The organism is Rhodobacter capsulatus, from assembly GCF_052363175.1.
In the GTDB taxonomy this organism is placed as follows: Bacteria; Pseudomonadota; Alphaproteobacteria; order Rhodobacterales; family Rhodobacteraceae; genus Rhodobacter; species Rhodobacter capsulatus_D.
In genome coordinates, this window is record NZ_CP198946.1 from 100,416 (window position 1) to 119,482 (window position 19,067).

The window sequence follows — 19,067 nt, forward strand, 5'->3', positions numbered from 1 at the left end:
CTCAGCCCTGCCGGGTCTTGACCTGAATCGAGGTGAACCCCTCGAACCGTGGTGCCCCGGCATGCAGCTTGCGGGTATCGCCCGCGCGGGCATGGGCCTCGCGGAACTGTGGCGAGGTCGTCCAGTTGCGAAAAGCTTCCTCGTTCTCCCAGACCGTATGCGAGGCGTAAAGCCGGGTGCCATCCTCGGCCTCGGGGCCGCGCAGCATGTGGAATTCGACAAAACCTGGCAGCTCGTGCAGCCGACTGTCTCGGCCAAGCCAGAGCGCCTCGAAATCGGCAGCGTTTTCAAGTGGAACGGTGAAGCGGTTCATCGCAAGGAACATCGAACATCCTTTCAGGTCGCAGCGGGAATGGCTGGCCGCGATGGCTGGCTGCACGAACTGTAGGGGCGAGGACAGTTCGGGCAAGTGAAAATATATTCTTGACAAATAAAATCAGAAATAGATGATCCCCCGCAACGGACGACATGCCAGCACTCGCCAGCGAAGCCGACACCTGTTTCGACTGGGAGATCTCCATGCGCCTCGCATCGCGGCATCTGGCCGCTTTTCTGTTTTGCACCACCGCCCTTTGCCAACCTCTGAGCGCCGAAGAGACGGCAGAGACGACTTGGCTGGGCCAGATCGTGATCGGCTATGCCGAAGACGGCTCGCCGATCTTTGCCGGGGAAAACGGCACGCATCTGGATGGCGACGATTTGCGCGGAGCGCAAAGCACAACCGATGTGGATGGGCTGTTGCGGACGCAGACCTCGGTCTTCACGCAAAAGGATCCGGGCAACCCGGGCGTTGCGGTGAACATCCGCGGGTTCGAGGGCTCGGGCCGGGTGGCGATGTCGCTCGATGGCGTGCCGCAGACCTATCGCCTGACCGGCCATGCGGCGCAGGGCTATGTCTTCGTTGATGAAAACCTGCTGTCAGGCATCGACATCACCCGCGGCCCGGTGACCGGGCTCGGTGGTTCCGGCATCGCCGGGTCGGTAAATTTCCGCACGCTCGAAGTGGGCGATGTGCTGAAGGACGGGCAGGGGCAGGGCGGTCTGGTGCGGCTTGACCACGCCTCGAACGGCGACACCACTTCTGGCATGGCTGCGGCGGCGCTGAAGGCGGGGCGGTTCGATGCGCTGGCGGCGATCAGCCGTCACACCGGCGGCAGCTACGAGGATGGCGACGGCGCCGAAGTTGCCAATACTGGCACCGACATTTCTTCGGCGTTGGTGAAACTTGGGTATGACCTGACCGAGACGCAGCGGCTGACCTTCTCGCTGATGCGCTACGACACCGATTTCTTTGCCACGAGCTACTTCCAGAACCTGACGAACGATGTGGCGAAGCTTGGTTATCATTACGACCCGGGATCGGCGCTGGTCGATCTGCGGGTGAATGCCTATGTCGGCAAGACCGAGACCGACTGGCTGCGCGGCCTTTCCTCCAGTGCGGCGTATGTCGGGCGCAACATGTCCACGACGACGCGCGGCTTTGATGTGACGAACACCTCGGAACTGAGCTTCGGAGCCTGGTCGCTGACCAGTGCGAACGGGATCGAAGCGTCGCAGGACAGTCTGGACGGAACTCTGGGCGGCGTTAACCCGACCACCGGCAAGGCGCGGCGGCTTTCGGCCTTTTCGGAGAATGTCTTCGTCAAGGACAAGTGGGAGATCACCGCGGGGCTGCGGGCGAACTCCTATACCCTCGACGGCGCGGCCTCGCAGGGGACGATCGATATCGACAACACCTCGCTCGATCCGAAGCTGACACTGGCCTATCAGCTGACCGACTGGTTCCAGCCCTATGCGACGCTGTCGCGGGCGATGCGCTCGCCGACCTTGCAGGAAACAATGCTGGGCGGCAGTCATCCGGGCGGCGGCATCGGCATGATCGCCAACCCCGAGCTTGAGGCAGAGACGGAACAGGGGGTCGAACTTGGCTTCAATCTCGACCGCGAGGGGCTTTTCGCGGCGGGCGACCGGCTGACCGGCCGGGTGAATTACTACAACATGGATGTCGACAATTACGTCGTCACCGATTTCACCTTCACCAATGCCTTCGGCCAGACCGGCGCCGCCTTCGTCAATGTCGATGGCAAGACCAAGACCGAAGGCGTCGAGATCGAACTGAACTACGCACATCGCGCCTTCGATCTGGGGCTGAGCTATACCCACAATTCCAGTCATCTGCCGAGTCAGACCCCCGGTCTGGGCGCGGGGCAATATCTGCCCGATGACACGGTCTCGCTGCGGCTCTCGCGCGATTTCATGGCGGATCGGCTGACGGTGGGAGCGCAATACACCTATGTCTCGGGGGGGCCTTTTACCGACGCCTACACCTCCACACCCTATCAGAAGGATGACAGCTACGAGCTGGTCGACCTGTTCGCAAGCTACGAGCTGACCGAAGACGCGGTGATTTACGCCAAGGTCACCAACGTCTTCGACGAGGTTTACGCGCCCTGGCTTTCGGCCAGCGCCACCGAGAACGGGCAGGGCCGCACCCTGCACATCGGCACCTCGATCCGTTTCTGATCCCACCTGAAAGGAGAGCCCATGACGACGCTCAGCCCCGAAGACATTCGCAAGGCCCGTGCGCTGGATCGCCGCCTGCATGCCCGCGATCTGGCCGCCCAGCTGGGCGTCGCCGAGGCCGAAATCTGCGCCGCTCTGGTGGGGTTTGGCGCCACGCGGATCGCCGCCACGCCCGATCTGGTGATGCCGCGCCTGACCGCCTTCGGGCCGCTGATGGCGCTGACCCGCAACGACGCCTGCGTGATCGAAAAGGTCGGTGTCTATGACGATTACCGCCCCGGTCCGCATGCGGCGCTGGTGGTGAACGAGGAAATCGACCTGCGGATCTTTCCCGCGCAGTGGGTGCATGGCTTTGCGCTGGAGGAAGAGACAGAGAAGGGCATGCGACGCTCGCTGCAATTCTTCGATGCGGCGGGGGATGCCGTGCACAAGGTGCATCTGCGCCCGGGCAGCGATGCAAGCCACTGGCAACCGCTGATCGACGATCTGCGGCTGGTGGATCAAAGCGCGGCGCTGAACCTGTCTGCGCGGCGTCCGCCCGAGGTGGCCAAGATCAATCCGGCAAAGCTGGCCGAGCTGCGCGCAGGCTGGGCAGCGCTCGAGGACACGCACCAGTTCTTGCGGCTTTGCGCCAAGCTGAAGATGAACCGGCTTGGTGCTTATCGGCTGGCGGGGGCACCCTTCGTGCGCCGACTCGCCCCAGGCTCGGTCGAGCGGCTGCTGTATCGCGCCGCCGAAATCGAGGTGCCGATCATGATCTTCGTCGGCAACATGGGTTGCATCGAAATCCACACCGGCCCGGTGGGCAAGGTCGGCGATGCCGGGCCCTGGATCACGCTGTTCGATCACGGCTTCGATCTGCATCTGCGCATGGACGAGATCGCGGAAATCTATGCCGTGGTGAAGAACACTGCCCGCGGTCCGGCCCATTCGGTGGAGTTCTTCGACGCGCAGGGCATGCTGATCGCGCAGATCTTCGGTGTGCTGCGGGCGGGGGCGCAGGCGGTGGCCGAGTGGAACACTCTGGTCGCCGAACTGCCGGATGCTCCCGTGGCGGAGGCGGCGGAATGATGCGGCGGATTCTGTTTGCGGCGCTGCTTGCCGCGTTGCCGGGCGGTCTGGCCGCGCAGGATCGAGTTCTGTCGATCGGCGGCGGCGTGACCGAGGTTGTCGCCGCGCTGGGCGAGGAGGGACGGCTCGTCGGGCGCGACACCACCTCGACCTATCCGGCTGCGGTCACTGCGCTGCCCGATGTGGGCTACATGCGTGCGCTTTCGCCCGAAGGCGTGCTTTCGGTCGCGCCGGATCTGATCTTGCTGACCGCGGGCGCCGGCCCGCCGGAAACGCTCGAGACCCTGCGCGAAACTGGGGTGAAGCTTGTTCCCGTGCCCGAAGGCCACACGCCCGAGGCCGTCCTGACCAAGGTGCGCACCGTGGCCGGGGCGCTGGGTGTGGCGGAAAAGGGCGAGGCTCTGGCCTCCCGTCTTGAGGCCGAGATGACGGCGGCTCTGACGCAGGTTGCGCGGGACACCGGGCCGAAACCGCGGGTGTTGTTCATTCTGTCGAATGCCGGTGGTCGGCTGACCGGCGCGGGGACGGGCACCTCGGCCGAGGCGATGATCACCTTGGCGGGCGGGCAGAATGCCCTGACCGGCTTCGAGGGCTACAAGGCGCTTGGCGACGAGGCGATTGCCGCGGCTGCGCCCGAAGTGATCCTGATGATGGCGCGGACCGGGGAAGATGCGGGCGGCCATGGTGCGGCGGAAGTTGCCACCCATCCGGCGCTGGCCGCGACCCCGGCCGGGCAGGCGGGTCGGGTCGTGCGGATGGATGGGATGTTCCTTCTGGGCTTTGGTCCCCGCACCGCCGAGGCGGTGACCGCCCTGCATGCCGCCCTTTACCCCAAGGCGCCGTAACATGGCCGAAACGACGCTCGCCGCGCCGCGCCACCGCAAGGCAGGGCTGCCGCATCGGCTGCCCGTGCCGCTGGTTGCGGGCGCGTTGATGCTGGCCCTTGCGCTGGCGGCGGCGGCAAGTCTGAGCCTTGGCGCCTCTGGGCTTTTGCCCTGGGAACCGCTGACCCGCGATCTCTCTCCGGTCGAGCGGGCGATCCTGTTCGACATCCGCCTGCCGCGGTTGTTCATGGGGGCGCTTGTCGGCGCGGCGCTGGCGGTCTCCGGTGCGCTGATGCAGGGGCTTTTTCGCAATCCGCTGGCCGATCCGGGGCTGGTGGGCGTGGGGGCTGGTGCGGGGCTCGGGGCTGTCGCCGCCATCGTTCTGGGCGGCCTTCTGCCTGCGGCGTTCCGTGCCGCCACCGGGCCCTATGTCGTGCCGCTCGCCGCCTTCGCGGGCGGTTGGGCGGCGGTGCTGATCCTGGCTCGTATCGCCAGCCTGCGGGGCCAAACCTCGATCGCGACACTGCTTCTGGCGGGGATCGTTTTGGGTGCGCTGGCGGGGGCGGTGACCGGCATCCTGATCTTTCTGGCCGATGACAATCAGTTGCGCGACCTGACCTTCTGGGGCCTTGGCTCGCTTGCCGGAGCAAACTGGCTCAAACTGACCGCAGCGGCCCCGATCCTGATCGCCGGGCTGGCGCTGGCCCCCTTTCTGGCGCGCGGTCTGGATGCGATGGCGCTGGGCGAGGCGGTGGCGCACCACATGGGCGTGCCGGTCGAACGGGTGAAACGCGGGGCGATCCTGTCGGTCGCGGCGATGACCGGGGCGGCGGTGGCGGTCTCGGGCGGGATCGGCTTTCTGGGCATCGTCGTGCCGCATATCCTGCGCCTTGCCATCGGGCCCTCGCACCGGCTGCTTTTGCCGCTCTCGGCGCTCTTCGGTGCGGCGCTGCTGATTGCCGCCGATACCGTCGCGCGGTTGGTCGTGGCCCCCTCTGAACTTCCCATCGGCATCATCATGGCGCTGATCGGCGCGCCTGTGTTCCTGTGGATCCTGCTCGCCCGCCGTGCCATCGTGGAGATCTGAGCCATGCTGATTGCGACAGATATCACTGCAAGACTAGGAGGCCGCGAGGTTCTGCACCACCTCGATGTCGAGGCCCGGCCGGGTCAGATCACCGCCATCGTCGGGCCGAACGGATCGGGCAAGACGACGCTGCTGCGCCGCCTGACCGGCGATCTGCCGGGTGGCGGGGTAATCTTGCTGGAGGGCGAACCGGTAGCGCAACTTTCACCGCGCGCGCTTGCACAGCGCCGGGCGGTATTGCCGCAGGCGAGCACCGTCGGCTTTCCCTTCACCCTGCGCGAAGTCGTGACGATGGGCCATCAGGCGGGGGCCAGTGCGACCCGGCCGGGTGTGGTCGAGGCGGCGCTGGCCGAGGTCGGTCTGGCCTCCAGGATCGACGGTTTCTTTCAGGACATGTCGGGGGGCGAGCAGGCGCGCGGTCATCTGGCGCGGGTGCGCGCGCAAGTCTGGGAGCCGGTCGCAGACGGCCGCCCGGCCTGGCTTTTCGTCGATGAGCCGGTGGCGGCGCTCGACATCGGGCATCAGCTGCAGGTGATGGCGGTCTTGCGCCGCTTTGCCGATTCGGGCGGGGGCGTGGTTGCCGTGATGCACGATCTCAATCTGACCGCGATGCATGCCGACCGGATGGTGCTGATGGAGGCGGGCCGGATTGCAGCCTTTGGCCCGCCGGAAGTGGTGATGACGGCACCGCTTCTGTCACGGGCTTATCGTTGTCAGCTTTGCCTCAACACCGCCCCGCGCAAGGGGGTGTGGCTCCTGCCTCAGGCCGCATCGCTGGGCTGAGGCAGGCAGTAATATTCGGACGAGGCGCAGCCGTCCTTCGACTTGCAACCGCAGCAGGCGGCTTCTTCCACTGCGAGGGCAAGCCGTCCCTTGCGCACAAGGCGCCCGGCCATGTCGCGCATCGCCTCGGGGGACGATCCGAAATGCAGGCTCAGATCGCGCAGGCTCGCCTTGCCCATCTTGGCGACGTAATCCTGAATGTCTTGCAGGGCCATCTTTGTCACCTATTCGGCTGCGACAGTGCGGGCGCGGTCAGCCCGGTTTGCCCAGAACCTGAGCCCGCCGAACATCGCCGCCGAGACGATTGCGAGACCGACAAGCCAGGCCGAGGAGGCGCCGGGATGCAGGCTGAAGCGCGCCGCCTGATAGACGCCGGTGCCAAGGATCCAGCCCACCGCCGTGGCCCAGCTTGCCACGAAGACGGTCCAGCCCATGCCGGCTTCCCGCACCATCGCCGCCAGCGCCGCGGTGCAGGGGAAGTAAAGCAGGATGAAGAGCAGATAGGCATAGGCCCCGGCGGCGCCGTCAAAGCGGGTCAGCATCGCCTGACCGGTCGGCGTGGCATTCGCCCCCGCCTGCGCCTCGATCTCGCCCAGACCCAGCGGGTCCGTCCAGTTCGCCAGCGCATCGCCCAGATTCGCGGGCACGGTGGCAACGGCTTCGCCCAGCGCGGCGGACAGGCTGAAGGGCGCCTCGGCCTCGGCCGGGGCTTCTTCCTCGGCCCCGGACGCGGCGGCGGCATCGGCCTTGCCCGCTTCGGCATAAAGCGCATCGAGTGTGCCGACGACGGCCTCTTTCGCCAGAATGCCGGTGAAGACGCCGACGGCGGCGGGCCAGTTTTCTTCGGTCATGCCCATCGGGGCAAAGATCGGCGTGATCGTCCGACCGATCGAGCTCAGCACCGAATTGCGGCTGTCTGCATTGCCGAAGCTGCCATCCGTGCCCATCGAGTTCAGCACGTTCAGAACCATCACCATCGGCACGATGATCTTCGTCGCCTGCGTCACGAAGTTGCGGGTCTTTTCCCAGGTGCGGATCAGAACGCCCTTCAGCGTCGGCACGTGATAGGGCGGCAGTTCCATCACGAAGGGGGTGACGGGGCCCGAGAGCAGCGTCGATTTCATCACGAGGCCCGACAGGATCGCAACGGCAATCCCCGCCATGTAAAGGCTGAACACGATCAGCCCGCCGTGGCCGGGAAAGAACACGGCCGCGAAGAGCGCATAGACCGGCAGCCGCGCGCCGCAGGACATGAAGGGGGCCATAAGGATCGTCATCAGTCGGTCGCGGTGGCGCTCGATCGTGCGGGTGGCCATGACAGCGGGGACGTTGCAGCCAAAGCCGACGATCAAGGGCACAAAGGCCTTGCCGGGCAGGCCGATCGCCCGCATCGCGCGGTCCATCACAAAGGCCGCCCGGGCCATGTAGCCCGAATCTTCCAGCGCCGAGAGGAAGAGGAACAGGAAGACGACGACCGGGATGAAGGTCGAAACCGTCTGCACGCCGCCGCCAAGGCCGGTGGCGATGATCTCGCGCAGCCAGTCGGGGCTGCCGAGTGCCGTCAGCGTGTTGCCCAGCCAGTCGACGAAAATGGCCCCCGCGGCGATGTCGAAGAAATCGATGAAGGCGCCGCCGATGTCGATGGTGAAGAGGAACATCAGATACATCAGCGCAAGGAAGATCGGCACCCCGGCGATGCGGTTCAGAACCACGCGGTCGATCCGGTCCGAGGTGGTTTCCGACACCCGGCGTTGATCGCGGATCGTGGCCGCCATCACCGTGCCGATGAAGCCGTAGCGGGCATCGGCCAGCACGATGTCGATGTCTTCGCCCAGTTTCTCCGTCAGATCCTGGCGCGCCTTCGTCAGGGCGGCAACCAGCGCCGGTTCGGGCGTGTCGCCCAGAAGACTGTCGCTTTCCAGAAGCGAGAGCGCCGCCCAATCGGTTTCAACGCCCCGTGCGGTGGCCAGCGGCTCGACCAGCGGGCGCAGGGCGGTGACCGCCGCCTGCACTGGCGCGGCGTGAAAGCTGGCGCGGCGTGGCTGGACGATCTCGTGGCCGAGCGCGGCAAGGCCTGCTTTCAGCGCCGGAACCCCGCGGCCTTCGGCAGCGACGACGCCGTAAACCGGGCAGCCCAGACTTTCCGAAAGCGCTGCCAGATCCAGTTTCAACCCGCGGCTTTCGGCGATATCGATCATGTTGACTGCCAGCACCACCGGAACCTTCATCTCCAGCAGTTGCGCGGTCAGGTACAGGTTGCGTTCGAGGTTCGAGGCATCGACGATGTTGAGCACCACATCGGCTTCCCGTGCGGCGACGAAATCGCGGGCGATCTGTTCATCCAGCGACAGATCCCCCTCGGAGGCATCCAGCGAATAGGTGCCCGGCAGGTCGATCAGCTCGACCTCTGTCGTGCCGTCGCGGAACTTGCCCGACTTGCGTTCCACGGTGACGCCGGGCCAGTTGCCGACCTGTTGCCGGGCGCCGGTCAATGCGTTGAAAAGGGTGGTCTTGCCGCAGTTCGGGTTGCCGACGGTGCCGACGATCAGTTTCTTCATTGTGCCTTCTCCGACAGCATTTCAACCTGCAGGGCATCGGCCTCGGCCTTGCGCAGGGTCAGACGGAAGCCGCGCAGGGCGATTTCCACGGGGTCGCCCATTGGCGCCACCCGCTGCACGGTGAATTCGGCGCCGGGGGTCAGCCCCATCGACAGGAGTTTCGCGCGATACCCGCCCGCGCCGCCCGCCAGACGCACCACCCGGCCCCGGGTGCCGACCTTCATGTCCTTGAGCTGAATGGTCATTTCAGATCCCCCGTCCGGGCCTCGGTGACCATGATCTTTTGCGCCACGCCGCGGCCGATGCCGAAGCGGCTGTCGCCGACGGCCAGCACCACATGGCTGCCTTCGCGTTGAAGCAACCGGATCACCCGCCCGGGTCCGATTCCCATCGCCAGCATCCGCGCCGCAAAATCGCCGCAGCCGGACAGGCGTTGCACTTCAAGCGCCACCCCAAGGGGCGCCATCGCCAAAGGCAGAGCCTTCAGATCGGGGTGAAAGGCCATGGTCATCCGGCTGCCTCGCTTAATCTGACTGGATAAGTCAAGAACTGCGTTATTCCTGACCGAAATAGTATGGGTCAAAAGCGCGCAGAGGTCAAAGGCCGACAAAAGCCGGATGCGAGGTTCGTGCCAACTGTGGGAATTTGACCCGGCCTTCAGGCGGCCGGGTTCACCTCGATGGTGACATGGGCGAGTTCGTGCAGATGCGCGAGCCGGGCCCGATAGGTGGCGGGGGGGTGCGGATGATCGGTGCAAAGGGCGATGATGGCGCCATGTTGCCCCGGTCCAAGCTGCCACAGATGCAGGTCGGTGATCTTCGCGACCGGGTCCAGAGCCGCGCGGATTTCGGCAGGCAGGTGTTCGTCTTTCGGAATGTAATCGACCAGCACGCCGCCCGCCTGTTGCATCAGTCCGAAGGACCAGCGTGCGATGACCACGGCGCCCAGGAGACCGATGGCCGGATCAAGCCAGACCCAGCCCCAGATCCGCCCGCCCAGAAGCGCCGCAATCGCCAGAACCGAAGTCAGCGCATCGGCGAGCACATGCAGATAGGCGGCGCGCAGGTTGCTGTCATGGCCGTGAGAATGGTGGGGATGATGGTCGTGATCGTGAGCATGCCCATGATGATGGTGATCCTCGTGCAGGAGCACCGCCGAGCCGAGATTGACCAGAAGCCCGATCACCGCCACGAGGATCGCCTGGGTGAAGTCGATGCCCACCGGATTGGCCATCCGCCACAGGCTTTCCCAGCCAATGAGCGCCGCCACCACGGCCAGCACCACCGCGCTGGCAAAGGCCGCCAGATCGCCGATCTTGCCGGTGCCGAAGCTGAAAGCCGGATTGCGGGCGTGCTTGCGCGCATAGGCATAGGAGGCGGCGGTGATCGACAACGCTGCCGCATGGGTGGCCATGTGCCAGCCATCCGCCACCAGTGCCATCGAGCCGAACACCGTTCCTGCGGCAATCTCGGCCACCATCATCGCCGCGGTGATGCCGATCACCAGACGTGTGCGACGGGCGTTGCGGTCATGATCCGTGCCCAGAAAGACATGCTCGTGCGGGGCCGCCATTCCGGCAAGACGGGATGACGCGGCCGGATGTTCTGCGTGATCGTGCATGGGTGCCTCTATTTCAGATAGATCCGCAGCGCCTTGGACAATTCCTCTGCGCCGCGTTTGCGCGCCTCGGGGTCGTCGACCTCGCGGATGTGATGGGCCAGATGCGATTCGATCAGTTCCGCGGTCAGGCCGCTGACTGCCCCGCGGACCGAGGCGACCAGATGCAGGATGTCGCCACAGTCGCGATCCGTCTCGACGGCGCGTTCGATCGCTTCGATCTGGCCCTTGAGGCGGCGGATGCGCGACAGCAGGGCGGTCTTGTCTTCGGGCTGGTTCAGGTGGGACATGATTGGCTTTCAGATAGCTATAGGGGTATGGGTATCATGTGTTGCGCGGGATCGCAAGTTCCGGCGCTTGACTTTGCATAGTAAAACAGTCAACTATTCTGCACCCAGCCTTGTGCACGGCACCTCCTTCCCCTTTCGAAAGGCTTGTCGATGTCCCATCCCGGCTGCTCTTCCCGCAACGCCTTTGCCCCCGCGCCCGCCTCGGGAAGCGCCGCATGGACGGTGTTGCAAATCCTGCGACTGCAGATCCAAAGCCAGATCGCGCCGGAGCGGCACAGCTGGCAACGCGGACTGGCGATGGCCTCTTCGGTCTGGGGGATGGCCGAGGGACCGCAGGTCTTTGCCGCCCTGGCCGAAATGCTGGACCAGATGGGGCGCTCGCGCCGCTCGATCTTTCGCTTTTCCAATCCCGATTGCCGCGGCTGTGCGGCGATGATGACCGCCCACGAGACGCAATTTCTGCAGATCATCTCCCTCGTGTCCCGCGCGGAGACGGAAAAGGCCGAACGTCTGGCATTCCTGCTGTGCGAGGCGAACGACACCACCGGCCTGCTTCTGGTTGCGGGGCGCCTGTCGAAACTCTTGCCCGCACCGGCAACGGTTCGCTCGTGACGCCGGTGCACCTGCCCGACCTTGTGACGGCGGGGCGTTGAAATAGCCATTCCGAAGCCTGGTCAGAGCGGTTAGAGAGGCCCGTCAGCGGTGAGAACCGTGCCAGACGACGAGGTGAGAATGAGAGGCTCAGGCGCAACCCCTCCCGATGCAGAGGAGCGGCGCGGATGAGCTTGCGCGCGCAGATCCGTGCCCGTTTGATGCCGCTGATCGTGGCAGTCGCGCTGCTGATGGAGACGCTCGACGCCAACGTGATCTCGACCTCCCTGCCCGAGATCGCCCGCGATCTGGGCACCTCGCCCATCCATCTGAAACTGGCGCTGACCTCCTACATGCTGGCGCTGGCGATCTTCATTCCGGCCTCGGGCTGGGCCGCCGACCGCTTTGGCGCGCGGCCGATCTTTCGCCTTGCCATCGCGGTCTTTGCCGCCGGGTCGATCGCCTGCGGGGCAGCCACCTCGCTCGAGTCGCTCGTTGCCGCGCGCATCCTGCAAGGCATCGGCGGCTCGATGATGGTGCCCGTGGGGCGACTGATCGTTCTGCGCACGACGCCGCGCAGCGAGCTGGTCAACGCGCTCGCCTGGCTCACCGTGCCCGCGCTGATCGGGCCGGTGCTGGGGCCGCTCCTGGGTGGCTTCATCACCACCTATTGGGACTGGCGCTGGATCTTCTGGATCAACATCCCGATTGCGGCGCTGGGAATGGTGCTGGTCAGCCTGTTCGTGCCGCAGGTCACCGCCGAGCCCCCCCGGCCGTTCGATCTGCGCGGCTTCCTGCTGCTTGGCCCAGGTCTGGGCGCGGTGCTGACCGGGGTCACGCTTGCCGGGCTCAACCTGTCCTCGCCGCTCTGGATGGCGGGCTTCACGCTGGGCGGCGGCCTGCTCATCGCCGCCTATGTCGCCCATGCGCGCAAGGTGGCGGAACCGCTCGTCGATCTTGGCCTTCTGCGCATCCCGACCTTCCGGATCGCGGCGCTGGGCGGCACCTTCTTCCGCATCGGCGCCGGGGCGCGGCCCTTCCTGCTGCCGCTGCTGTTCCAGATCGGTTTCGCGATGACGCCCTTCCAGTCGGGCGCCCTGACCTTTGCCGCAGGACTTGGCGCGATGACGATGAAATTCGTCGCCAAACCCATCCTCGACCGTTTCGGCTTCCGCCGCGTCCTGATCGCCAATGCGGCGATTTCCGCCGTGCTGATGCTGCTGCCGATCCTGTTTACCGCCACGACGCCCTGGGTGCTGATCGTCGTGCCGCTGTTCGTCGCGGGCGTCGGCTGGTCGCTGCAATTCACCGCGATCAATGCCATCGCCTATGCCGAGGTGCCCGCCGCGCGGATGAGCTCTGCCACCTCGTTCAATTCGGTGCTGCAACAGCTCTCTGGCTCCATCGGCATCACCGTCGCCGCTTTTGGTCTGACCGGAATGCAGGCGATGAGCGGGCATGCAACGCTTTCCGCCACCGACTTCGCCCCGGTTTTCATTCTGATGGCGGCGGTCGCGCTGCTCTCGGCCCCGATCTTCGCGCGACTTGCGCGGGATGCCGGTGGCGGCATGCTCAAGCGCCGCCCTGCGCGTTGAGCCAAAGGCGTCCGGACGGCTTGCAGCACTGCACCTACAAGCGGATCAGGCATTGACCTGCGCCCCGCGTTTGGAAATCGAGTTTGAGGGCGACGGCGGCGGTCATGTGCTGCGCGTCATTGCGGCTGACGGCAAGTCTGCCCTTGGCTCTGCGCCGACCATGTGCCTCTTGGACGAACGGGGCCACTGGGCCTTGGACAAGGGCGGCGAACTCGAGGCCGCGCTTCTGTCGGGCCTGGGCAAGCGGGGCGGCCGTACCCTGATCATCAGCACTTCTGCGGCCGACGACACGCACCCGTTTTCCAAGTGGATCGACGAGCCCTTGCCCGGCTCCTACGTCCAGGAACACCGGCCGCCGCCTGGCCTTCCGGCCGATGATCGCGCCTCGCTGATCATTGCCAACCCCGGTTCGGCGCATGGGATCGGGGCCGACATTGATTGGCTTGTGGGCCAGGCCGGGCGGGCGATTGCGCGGGGTGGCTCAAGCCTGACTTCCTTCCGCCTTTACAATCGCAACGAACGGGTGAGCGGCGAAAACCGCGACCTTCTCGTGACCATGGACGAATGGCTTTCCTGCGAGACTTCCGACCTCCCGCCGCGCGAAGGCCCGGTTGTGATCGGGATCGACCTGGGCGGCTCTGCGTCCATGACGGCGGCGGCGTTCTACTGGCCCGAAACCGGGCGGCTCGAATGCCTGGGCACGTTCCCGGCTTCGCCCTCGCTTCTAGATCGCGGCCAGGTGGACGCGGTGGGCGACCGTTACGTTCAGATGCAGGACCGGGGCGAATTGTCCGTGATGGGCGACAAGACGGTGCCCGTCGCTTCCTGGCTTGCCGAGGTGGTCAAGCACGTTGAGGGCCAATCCATCGCGGCCATCACGATGGACCGATACAAGCAATCCGAGCTGGCCGAGGGCCTGGGCCGGGCGGGCATCCGCGCGCCCCTGGTCTGGCGAGGCCAGGGGTTCCGCGAAGGTGGCGAAGACTGCGAACGGTTCCGCCGCGCCGTCTTTGACGGGAAGGTTCTTGCCCGGCCGTCGTTGCTTCTGTGGTCCGCTTTCTCGGATGCCGTCTGCCTGCGTGACCCGGCGAACAACCTGAAGCTGGCGAAAGCCCGGTCAAACGGCCGGATCGACGCGGCGGCCGCATCGGTGCTGGCCGTCGCAGAAGGGGCGCGCATCGCTGGGCGTCCGAAATCGAAAGCGAGGGTGATATGGGCATGAATGCCGGAAAAATGGATCTGCGGATTTCCATTGAGCGCGAAGCCGCAAGCGCGGTGAATGCATTCGGCACCGCAACACAAACCTTTCCTGATACCACGCCGCCACCACCTCGCGTTCGGTTTCCAGATCCGCAAGCAAGCGCTCGATCGCCCGATCTGCACCGCCGCGGCCTCTCCCGCCGCCACGCCGACGACCGCCGCCAGAGCTGCGCGCCGCCTGCTGCCGATTGTAGATTGTGGCGCTTCCAACCTGACCGCGCTGCGAACCGCGCTCGTCATCCATCGTCGTCAGGCCACCAGCATCAGACACTGCCGCAGCTCGCGCCGCCGCCGCCTCCCAAAGCTTTCCAGCCAGCGTCGAAGCGCCGTCAATCGCCGCCGCAAGCCAACCGGCCCGCGGCGCAGATGCGGCAAGCTCTTTCATCGCCTCTTCGCTCGAAACGATGGACTGATAGAACTCGCGCTGCGCCTTGTCCGAAAGATCGATACCGCCCGGAATGGCTTCAAGCTCAGTCCGCAGACGGGTCAAAGCCGCAGCCTTGTCCTCGAAGGTTACCGCGGCCATTGCATCGTCTAGCGCATTGGTCACCTTCCGCGCTGCACTCAGCGGAATATCGAAGAGCCGTGCCAGCTCCGAAAACGTCTCGCGGTTGTTTGCGCGCAGATCGTCATACATCTTCGTCAGCGTCGTATCCGTTGCCGCCATCGCATCTGCAAGCGCAAGCTGCCGCTTGGCTTCGACCATCCGAGAACGCAAGCTCTTCCTTCAGTTGCTCAAGCGTGCAGATCATCCCCGAAAATCTCCAATTACCGCAAATCTAACGCGCACTACCCCGCGCCGGTCCCCATGAGGGTGTCGAAGTCCAGAACCACCCCCCCCGGGGTCAGGCTCAGCTCGCCGACGCGTGAGTGACGACGATGTTGCTGTTGATCGGTGCCCGCACCAACGGCATGAGCCACCCGCCCGGCATTGCGTGCCCGATCACCCCGAGACGGGCAAAACCCCGGGCTTGCAGCCATGCGTTCCACTCTGCCTCTTGCTCGCTTCCGAAAGGCACCAACACGGTGGAGATTTTGGGCATGGGAAGACCGCGGATTTGCGCCACCGGGTGACGCCCGTCTTTTTGGTTCATATTTGGTTGATCCTTATAGGGGGGTCTGGGGGGAAACTCAGAACTGAGGGGTGTCACCCTCAAATCTGAGGGGTGTTCAGACCCAGCGAAGCGGCGCGGGTTTTCCGGCTCATTGGGGAAGCGGAAGCGAATGGCCGCGCGAATGCCGGGCGCATTTCCGCCCAGACGCTCGACCCATCCGGCAAGCTCAAGCTCACGCAAGACGCGCTCAATCGTCTTGACGCTCGTTGCGCAGTCCTCGGCCAAGGCTTGCGCCCCGGGTCTGCACTCCCCTGTTTCAGCGTTCGAGAACCCTTGCGCCAGCGATTGCGCGACAAGGCGGGCCATCGGTGACAGGTCGGCACAGCGCCGAACCTGCCGCATCCAATCCCACCGCCCCTTCGCCCACCCGCCCGGCCGCTGGCCGTTGAGGTGGACGACTTTAGCCATGATCGCCCCGGTTCAGCGGCGTATCATGTTCCTGACTCGTTCTGTTTTCGTCCCGATACGAAAAATGGGCGCTTCGCACTGACCCGGAACGGCTTTGTTCCGAAGGGCCAATACGCTCCCCCTTTCCCATTGCGCGAGGTGACTTGCGTTTTCGCGCCGATGCCCGCAAAAAGCCGATACGACCCCGTGGCTCAACTGGATAGAGCAGCCCCCTCCTAAGGGGCAGGTTGGTGGTTCGAATCCACTCGGGGTCGCCAATTTTCCGATTTTCGCCGGAAATCGGAAGAAAATCAGTCGCTTGCTCCTGCGTGTCCCGTTTCTGGGCTTGCGTGTCCCGTTTCATGCTTCCACCATGAGAAGTTTCACCAACTTGAGTCGGTCAACAGCGCGGGTGTATCGCTCGACTTCGCCAAGGGTGAGGTGACCGGCCATGGCCGCGATTTGATGGGTAGAGACGCCTTTCTCTGCCCAGTAGACGCAAAAGGCCTTACGCAGACCGTGCAGCCGGGCCACCATTCCGGCCGCAGTCGCAGCATCGCGGAACAGGTTGCCCAAGCTCTCGGCCGTGTAGGGTTTTCCCTTGCGGTTCAGGATGAACGCCGGGGATATGTCCGCAGTCCGCTCGATAACGGCGCGCAGCTCTGGGGTAACAGGCACATTCGCCTCGACCTTGGACTTTTGGCGCCGGTAGGTCAGAATTCCATCCTTGATGTTTCGGCGCCCCAACTTCACCAAATCCGCACGGGCGGCGCCGGTATAAAGCGCCAGGTCAAACACCAGACGTTCCGTCGTGCCCACGGGCCAACGCTTTTGGAAGGCTTCAATCTCATCTGCATCAGCAGTGCGGAAGCCATCCGAAGAGGGGCGGTCGAGCCTCAAGCCGCGCGTCGGATCGGCCGCAATGAAGCGCAACTTAGCTGCATGGGCAAAGACCGGCTTAAGCGCCTTCAGTTCGTTCACGGCGGCATGGCCACCGACAGAGTAGAGATAGGCTTCAAGGTCTTCTGCTCGAATGTCGGTCAGATAGCGCCCGCCCTGGGCCTCGACATACCGCCGAAAGATGGATGACCGGCTCTTGCGCGTGGAAGCCGCCAATGCTTCCCATTGGGGCGAAGCCTGATAGAGATCAACTGCCCAAGCGAAAGTTCCGCCTTTGGGTGTCGGTGTGTCTGCGGGCCGATCCTCCCAGCGGGCATGTGCCGCACAATAGGCGGCAAAAACTTTCGGGTTGGTAGGATGCAGCCCATGAACCTCCAACGAAATTTCTTTGTCGCCGCGCCGGTAGGTGTGGAACCAACGGCCACGGCGCAACTTGGAACGGAGATAGGGCCGGTTTTTGGTCACCTGCGCACCGGGGCAAAGGGGTTGGCGCTGTGTCCGCTTTCACCCTGCACGCGAGGGTAGTCGAAGACGATGCCGTTCTGATGCGGCACAACCCGGTGAAGGGGCTGCGCAAGGGCAAGATCCCGGAGGCGAAGCAAAAGCCGCATCTGCCTTGGACGCCCGAGGCGGTGGCGAAGTTCCGGGCCGAGGCGCTGCCGCTTCCGCGTCTGATCTTTGAGGTCGGCGTGGGCACCGTCCAGCGCCCGGCCGATTGGTGCCGGTTCACTTGGGGGGCCTATGACGGCGACACGCTGCGCATCGTGCAAGGCAAGACCGGGGTTGCCCTCACCCTGCCCTGCACGGCGGCGCTCAGGGCGGCTCTTGATGCGGTGCGGCCGGTAGATGCCTCGGCCGATGCGCCCATCCTGTGCGGGGCTAGGGGAGGGCGGCTGCGTTACAAGGACGTGGCGGAAATCATGCTCAAGGAGCGGCGGCGGTTGGGGGTCGAAGCCCACGACCTGCACGCGCTGCGCTACACCGGAGTGCAGGAGCTGGCGCTTGCGGGCTGCGATGATGACGAGATTGCAAGCTACTCCGGTCACACCTCCAAGGCCATGATACGCAAGTATGCGGGCGAGGCGCGGCAGCTTATGCGCGCCCTGAGCGCGCGCGAGAAACGGTGGTGAACGGATACGGAACGAAACGGCGACGTGATACGAAAAACGATACAGGCGGAGAAGGCTAGATGCAGAAGGCAATCAAAGCAGGCGGTTGCGCCCACACAATGGGAAAGGGGGAGCGTATTGGCCCACCGCTCCCCCCTTCGCTTCCCCGGCGGCTGAGGAAGGATCGCCGCTGCCGAGGTTGAACGATTGCGCCCGGATTTGCACCCGATTGCACCGTTAGCGATAACATACGGATGCGCTTCGACTTGCACAAGCGAAATGTTTGACGCTATCTGATAGCGTTCCCATGGAAAGGACCTGCCTTGGCCCGTTCGCCCAACGACTCCCGCCGTCGCCTGACCCTGCGTGACGTCTCCGAGGCTTCGGGGGTTTCCGAAATGACGGTCAGCCGCGTGCTGCGCAACCGGGGCGATGTGTCGGAAGCGACACGGGAAAAAGTGCTCGAGGCCGCGCGGACGCTCGGCTATGTGCCCAACAAGATCGCGGGCGCGCTGGCCTCGCAGCGGGTCAATCTGGTGGGCGTGATCATCCCGTCGCTGTCGAACCTGGTCTTTCCCGAAGTTCTGTCGGGGATTTCGACCGAGCTTGAGGATACCGGGCTGCAGCCGGTCGTGGGCGTCACCGACTATTCGCCCGAAAAGGAAGAGACCGTCCTTTACGAGATGCTGTCGTGGCGGCCCTCGGGGGTGATCATCGCGGGGCTTGAACATACCGCGACGGCGCGGGCGATGCTGCAGAATGCGGGCGTGCCGGTGGTCGAGATCATGGATGTAGATGGCGAGGGCGTCGATTCGGTTGTCGGTATCTCGCACCGCCGCGCCGGGCTGCAGATGGCGCAGGCGATCATTGCCGCGGGCTATCGCAAGATCGGGTTCCTTGGCACCAAGATGCCCGAGGATCACCGTGCCCGCAAACGGCTTGAAGGGTTCTCGGAAGGGCTGGCGCAGGCTGGCGTCGTGCTGCACGATACCGAATTCTATTCCGGCGGTTCAGCGCTTCTGAAGGGGCGCGAGATGACAGGCGCGATGCTGGCGCGCAGCCCGGACATTGATTTCCTTTATTACTCGAATGACATGATCGGCGCGGGCGGGCTGCTTTACTGCCTTGAGAAGGGCTTCGATGTGCCGGGCGGGCTGGGTCTGGCCGGGTTCAACGGCGTCGAGCTGCTGGACGGTCTGCCGCGGCGGCTGGCGACGATGGATGCCTGTCGGCGCGAGATCGGGCGCAAGGCGGCCGAAATCGTCGCGGCGCAATCGGGCAAGACCTCGGCCGGGGGCGAGGTGGTCGAACTGCAGCCGGTGATCCAGTTCGGCGACACGATCCGCAAGCCGTAAGG

General features: G+C 65.0%; 20 protein-coding genes and 1 tRNA gene. 11 read left to right on the forward strand and 10 right to left on the reverse strand.

From position 1 onward, the window contains the following. Position 1: 1 nt before the first annotated feature. A complete protein-coding gene (locus ACTTAI_RS01240) occupies positions 2 to 325 on the reverse strand; it encodes an antibiotic biosynthesis monooxygenase family protein (protein WP_444453656.1) in 324 nt (107 codons plus the stop codon). A 194-nt stretch (positions 326 to 519) separates the two neighbouring features. Here ACTTAI_RS01240 and ACTTAI_RS01245 point away from each other — a divergent pair, with 194 nt between their 5' ends. From ACTTAI_RS01245 to ACTTAI_RS01265, 5 genes are read left to right on the forward strand one after another with little or no spacing between them, the layout of a single operon-like run. Further along, complete coding sequence (locus ACTTAI_RS01245) at positions 520 to 2,523, forward strand: TonB-dependent receptor domain-containing protein (protein ID WP_444453658.1); 2,004 nt, start codon at positions 520 to 522, stop codon at positions 2,521 to 2,523. A 21-nt stretch (positions 2,524 to 2,544) separates the two neighbouring features. Next, positions 2,545 to 3,594, forward strand: a complete 1,050-nt coding sequence (locus ACTTAI_RS01250; protein WP_444453660.1) for a hemin-degrading factor — start codon at positions 2,545 to 2,547, stop codon at positions 3,592 to 3,594. Further along, positions 3,594 to 4,439, forward strand: coding sequence for a heme/hemin ABC transporter substrate-binding protein (locus tag ACTTAI_RS01255; protein WP_444455682.1), 846 nt, complete (start codon positions 3,594 to 3,596; stop codon positions 4,437 to 4,439). The genes ACTTAI_RS01250 and ACTTAI_RS01255 overlap by 1 nt, the downstream gene beginning before the upstream one ends. 1 nt (position 4,440) lies before the next feature. Beyond that, positions 4,441 to 5,505, forward strand: a complete 1,065-nt coding sequence (locus tag ACTTAI_RS01260; RefSeq protein ID WP_444453661.1) for a FecCD family ABC transporter permease — start codon at positions 4,441 to 4,443, stop codon at positions 5,503 to 5,505. Between the two features lie 3 nt (positions 5,506 to 5,508). Next, a complete protein-coding gene (locus tag ACTTAI_RS01265) occupies positions 5,509 to 6,288 on the forward strand; it encodes a heme ABC transporter ATP-binding protein (RefSeq protein WP_444453662.1) in 780 nt (259 codons plus the stop codon). Here ACTTAI_RS01265 and ACTTAI_RS01270 read toward each other — a convergent pair. From ACTTAI_RS01270 to ACTTAI_RS01295, 6 genes are all read right to left on the reverse strand, one after another. Continuing rightward, positions 6,267 to 6,503, reverse strand: coding sequence for a FeoC-like transcriptional regulator (locus ACTTAI_RS01270; RefSeq protein WP_444453663.1), 237 nt, complete (start codon positions 6,501 to 6,503; stop codon positions 6,267 to 6,269). The two genes, ACTTAI_RS01265 and ACTTAI_RS01270, sit on opposite strands and share 22 nt — an antisense overlap. 9 nt (positions 6,504 to 6,512) lie before the next feature. Next, positions 6,513 to 8,846: a Fe(2+) transporter permease subunit FeoB gene (gene feoB / locus ACTTAI_RS01275; protein ID WP_444453665.1), complete on the reverse strand. Its 2,334-nt coding sequence runs from the start codon at positions 8,844 to 8,846 to the stop codon at positions 6,513 to 6,515. Next, positions 8,843 to 9,091 (reverse strand): FeoA family protein, encoded by a 249-nt coding sequence (locus ACTTAI_RS01280; protein ID WP_444453667.1) that lies wholly within the window; start codon positions 9,089 to 9,091, stop codon positions 8,843 to 8,845. Before ACTTAI_RS01280 ends, feoB begins: the two co-directional genes overlap by 4 nt. Then, positions 9,088 to 9,357, reverse strand: coding sequence for a FeoA family protein (locus ACTTAI_RS01285; protein ID WP_444453668.1), 270 nt, complete (start codon positions 9,355 to 9,357; stop codon positions 9,088 to 9,090). Before ACTTAI_RS01285 ends, ACTTAI_RS01280 begins: the two co-directional genes overlap by 4 nt. Before the next feature lie 146 nt (positions 9,358 to 9,503). Next, a complete protein-coding gene (gene dmeF / locus ACTTAI_RS01290; protein WP_444453670.1) occupies positions 9,504 to 10,466 on the reverse strand; it encodes a CDF family Co(II)/Ni(II) efflux transporter DmeF in 963 nt (320 codons plus the stop codon). A gap of 8 nt (positions 10,467 to 10,474) precedes the next feature. Then, positions 10,475 to 10,753, reverse strand: a complete 279-nt coding sequence (locus ACTTAI_RS01295; RefSeq protein ID WP_444453671.1) for a metal/formaldehyde-sensitive transcriptional repressor — start codon at positions 10,751 to 10,753, stop codon at positions 10,475 to 10,477. Between the two features lie 150 nt (positions 10,754 to 10,903). On the opposite strand from ACTTAI_RS01295, the gene ACTTAI_RS01300 reads away from it, so the two are divergent. From ACTTAI_RS01300 to ACTTAI_RS01310, 3 genes are all read left to right on the forward strand, one after another. Further along, entirely contained in the window at positions 10,904 to 11,365 is a 462-nt protein-coding gene (locus tag ACTTAI_RS01300; RefSeq protein WP_444453673.1) for a hypothetical protein, read from the forward strand. Positions 11,366 to 11,532: 167 nt separating this feature from the next. Continuing rightward, entirely contained in the window at positions 11,533 to 12,939 is a 1,407-nt protein-coding gene (locus ACTTAI_RS01305; protein WP_444453675.1) for a DHA2 family efflux MFS transporter permease subunit, read from the forward strand. Positions 12,940 to 12,991: 52 nt separating this feature from the next. Further along, positions 12,992 to 14,161, forward strand: coding sequence for a terminase TerL endonuclease subunit (locus tag ACTTAI_RS01310; RefSeq protein ID WP_444453677.1), 1,170 nt, complete (start codon positions 12,992 to 12,994; stop codon positions 14,159 to 14,161). On the opposite strand, the gene ACTTAI_RS01315 is transcribed toward ACTTAI_RS01310, so the two are convergent. After that, positions 14,057 to 14,836, reverse strand: coding sequence for a hypothetical protein (locus tag ACTTAI_RS01315; protein ID WP_444453679.1), 780 nt, complete (start codon positions 14,834 to 14,836; stop codon positions 14,057 to 14,059). The two genes, ACTTAI_RS01310 and ACTTAI_RS01315, sit on opposite strands and share 105 nt — an antisense overlap. A 214-nt stretch (positions 14,837 to 15,050) precedes the next feature. Beyond that, positions 15,051 to 15,722 (reverse strand): helix-turn-helix domain-containing protein, encoded by a 672-nt coding sequence (locus tag ACTTAI_RS01320; RefSeq protein ID WP_444453680.1) that lies wholly within the window; start codon positions 15,720 to 15,722, stop codon positions 15,051 to 15,053. 180 nt (positions 15,723 to 15,902) lie between these two features. On the opposite strand from ACTTAI_RS01320, the gene ACTTAI_RS01325 reads away from it, so the two are divergent. Further along, positions 15,903 to 15,979: transfer RNA gene (locus ACTTAI_RS01325), tRNA-Arg, on the forward strand. Between the two features lie 82 nt (positions 15,980 to 16,061). Here ACTTAI_RS01325 and ACTTAI_RS01330 read toward each other — a convergent pair. Next, positions 16,062 to 17,066: a tyrosine-type recombinase/integrase gene (locus tag ACTTAI_RS01330; protein ID WP_444453682.1), complete on the reverse strand. Its 1,005-nt coding sequence runs from the start codon at positions 17,064 to 17,066 to the stop codon at positions 16,062 to 16,064. Between the two features lie 29 nt (positions 17,067 to 17,095). Between ACTTAI_RS01330 and ACTTAI_RS01335 the strand changes: the two genes are divergently transcribed. Both ACTTAI_RS01335 and ACTTAI_RS01340 read left to right on the forward strand, forming a co-directional pair. Continuing rightward, the gene (locus tag ACTTAI_RS01335; protein WP_444453684.1) at positions 17,096 to 17,731 is read left to right on the forward strand and encodes a tyrosine-type recombinase/integrase; all 636 of its coding nucleotides are present in this window, start codon (positions 17,096 to 17,098) and stop codon (positions 17,729 to 17,731) included. A gap of 302 nt (positions 17,732 to 18,033) precedes the next feature. Then, positions 18,034 to 19,065 (forward strand): LacI family DNA-binding transcriptional regulator, encoded by a 1,032-nt coding sequence (locus tag ACTTAI_RS01340; protein WP_444453686.1) that lies wholly within the window; start codon positions 18,034 to 18,036, stop codon positions 19,063 to 19,065. Positions 19,066 to 19,067: the final 2 nt, after the last annotated feature.

Excerpts from the sequence above, each read along its gene's own strand:
- ACTTAI_RS01240 (WP_444453656.1), bottom strand. The coding sequence starts at position 325 with ATGTTCCTTGCGATGAACCGCTTCACCGTTCCACTTGAAAACGCTGCC.
- ACTTAI_RS01245 (WP_444453658.1), top strand. The coding sequence starts at position 520 with ATGCGCCTCGCATCGCGGCATCTGGCCGCTTTTCTGTTTTGCACCACC.
- ACTTAI_RS01250 (WP_444453660.1), top strand. The coding sequence starts at position 2,545 with ATGACGACGCTCAGCCCCGAAGACATTCGCAAGGCCCGTGCGCTGGAT.
- ACTTAI_RS01255 (WP_444455682.1), top strand. The coding sequence starts at position 3,594 with ATGCGGCGGATTCTGTTTGCGGCGCTGCTTGCCGCGTTGCCGGGCGGT.
- ACTTAI_RS01260 (WP_444453661.1), top strand. The coding sequence starts at position 4,441 with ATGGCCGAAACGACGCTCGCCGCGCCGCGCCACCGCAAGGCAGGGCTG.
- ACTTAI_RS01265 (WP_444453662.1), top strand. The coding sequence starts at position 5,509 with ATGCTGATTGCGACAGATATCACTGCAAGACTAGGAGGCCGCGAGGTT.
- ACTTAI_RS01270 (WP_444453663.1), bottom strand. The coding sequence starts at position 6,503 with ATGGCCCTGCAAGACATTCAGGATTACGTCGCCAAGATGGGCAAGGCG.
- feoB (WP_444453665.1), bottom strand. The coding sequence starts at position 8,846 with ATGAAGAAACTGATCGTCGGCACCGTCGGCAACCCGAACTGCGGCAAG.
- ACTTAI_RS01280 (WP_444453667.1), bottom strand. The coding sequence starts at position 9,091 with ATGACCATTCAGCTCAAGGACATGAAGGTCGGCACCCGGGGCCGGGTG.
- ACTTAI_RS01285 (WP_444453668.1), bottom strand. The coding sequence starts at position 9,357 with ATGACCATGGCCTTTCACCCCGATCTGAAGGCTCTGCCTTTGGCGATG.
- dmeF (WP_444453670.1), bottom strand. The coding sequence starts at position 10,466 with ATGCACGATCACGCAGAACATCCGGCCGCGTCATCCCGTCTTGCCGGA.
- ACTTAI_RS01295 (WP_444453671.1), bottom strand. The coding sequence starts at position 10,753 with ATGTCCCACCTGAACCAGCCCGAAGACAAGACCGCCCTGCTGTCGCGC.
- ACTTAI_RS01300 (WP_444453673.1), top strand. The coding sequence starts at position 10,904 with ATGTCCCATCCCGGCTGCTCTTCCCGCAACGCCTTTGCCCCCGCGCCC.
- ACTTAI_RS01305 (WP_444453675.1), top strand. The coding sequence starts at position 11,533 with ATGAGCTTGCGCGCGCAGATCCGTGCCCGTTTGATGCCGCTGATCGTG.
- ACTTAI_RS01315 (WP_444453679.1), bottom strand. The coding sequence starts at position 14,836 with ATGTATGACGATCTGCGCGCAAACAACCGCGAGACGTTTTCGGAGCTG.
- ACTTAI_RS01320 (WP_444453680.1), bottom strand. The coding sequence starts at position 15,722 with ATGGCTAAAGTCGTCCACCTCAACGGCCAGCGGCCGGGCGGGTGGGCG.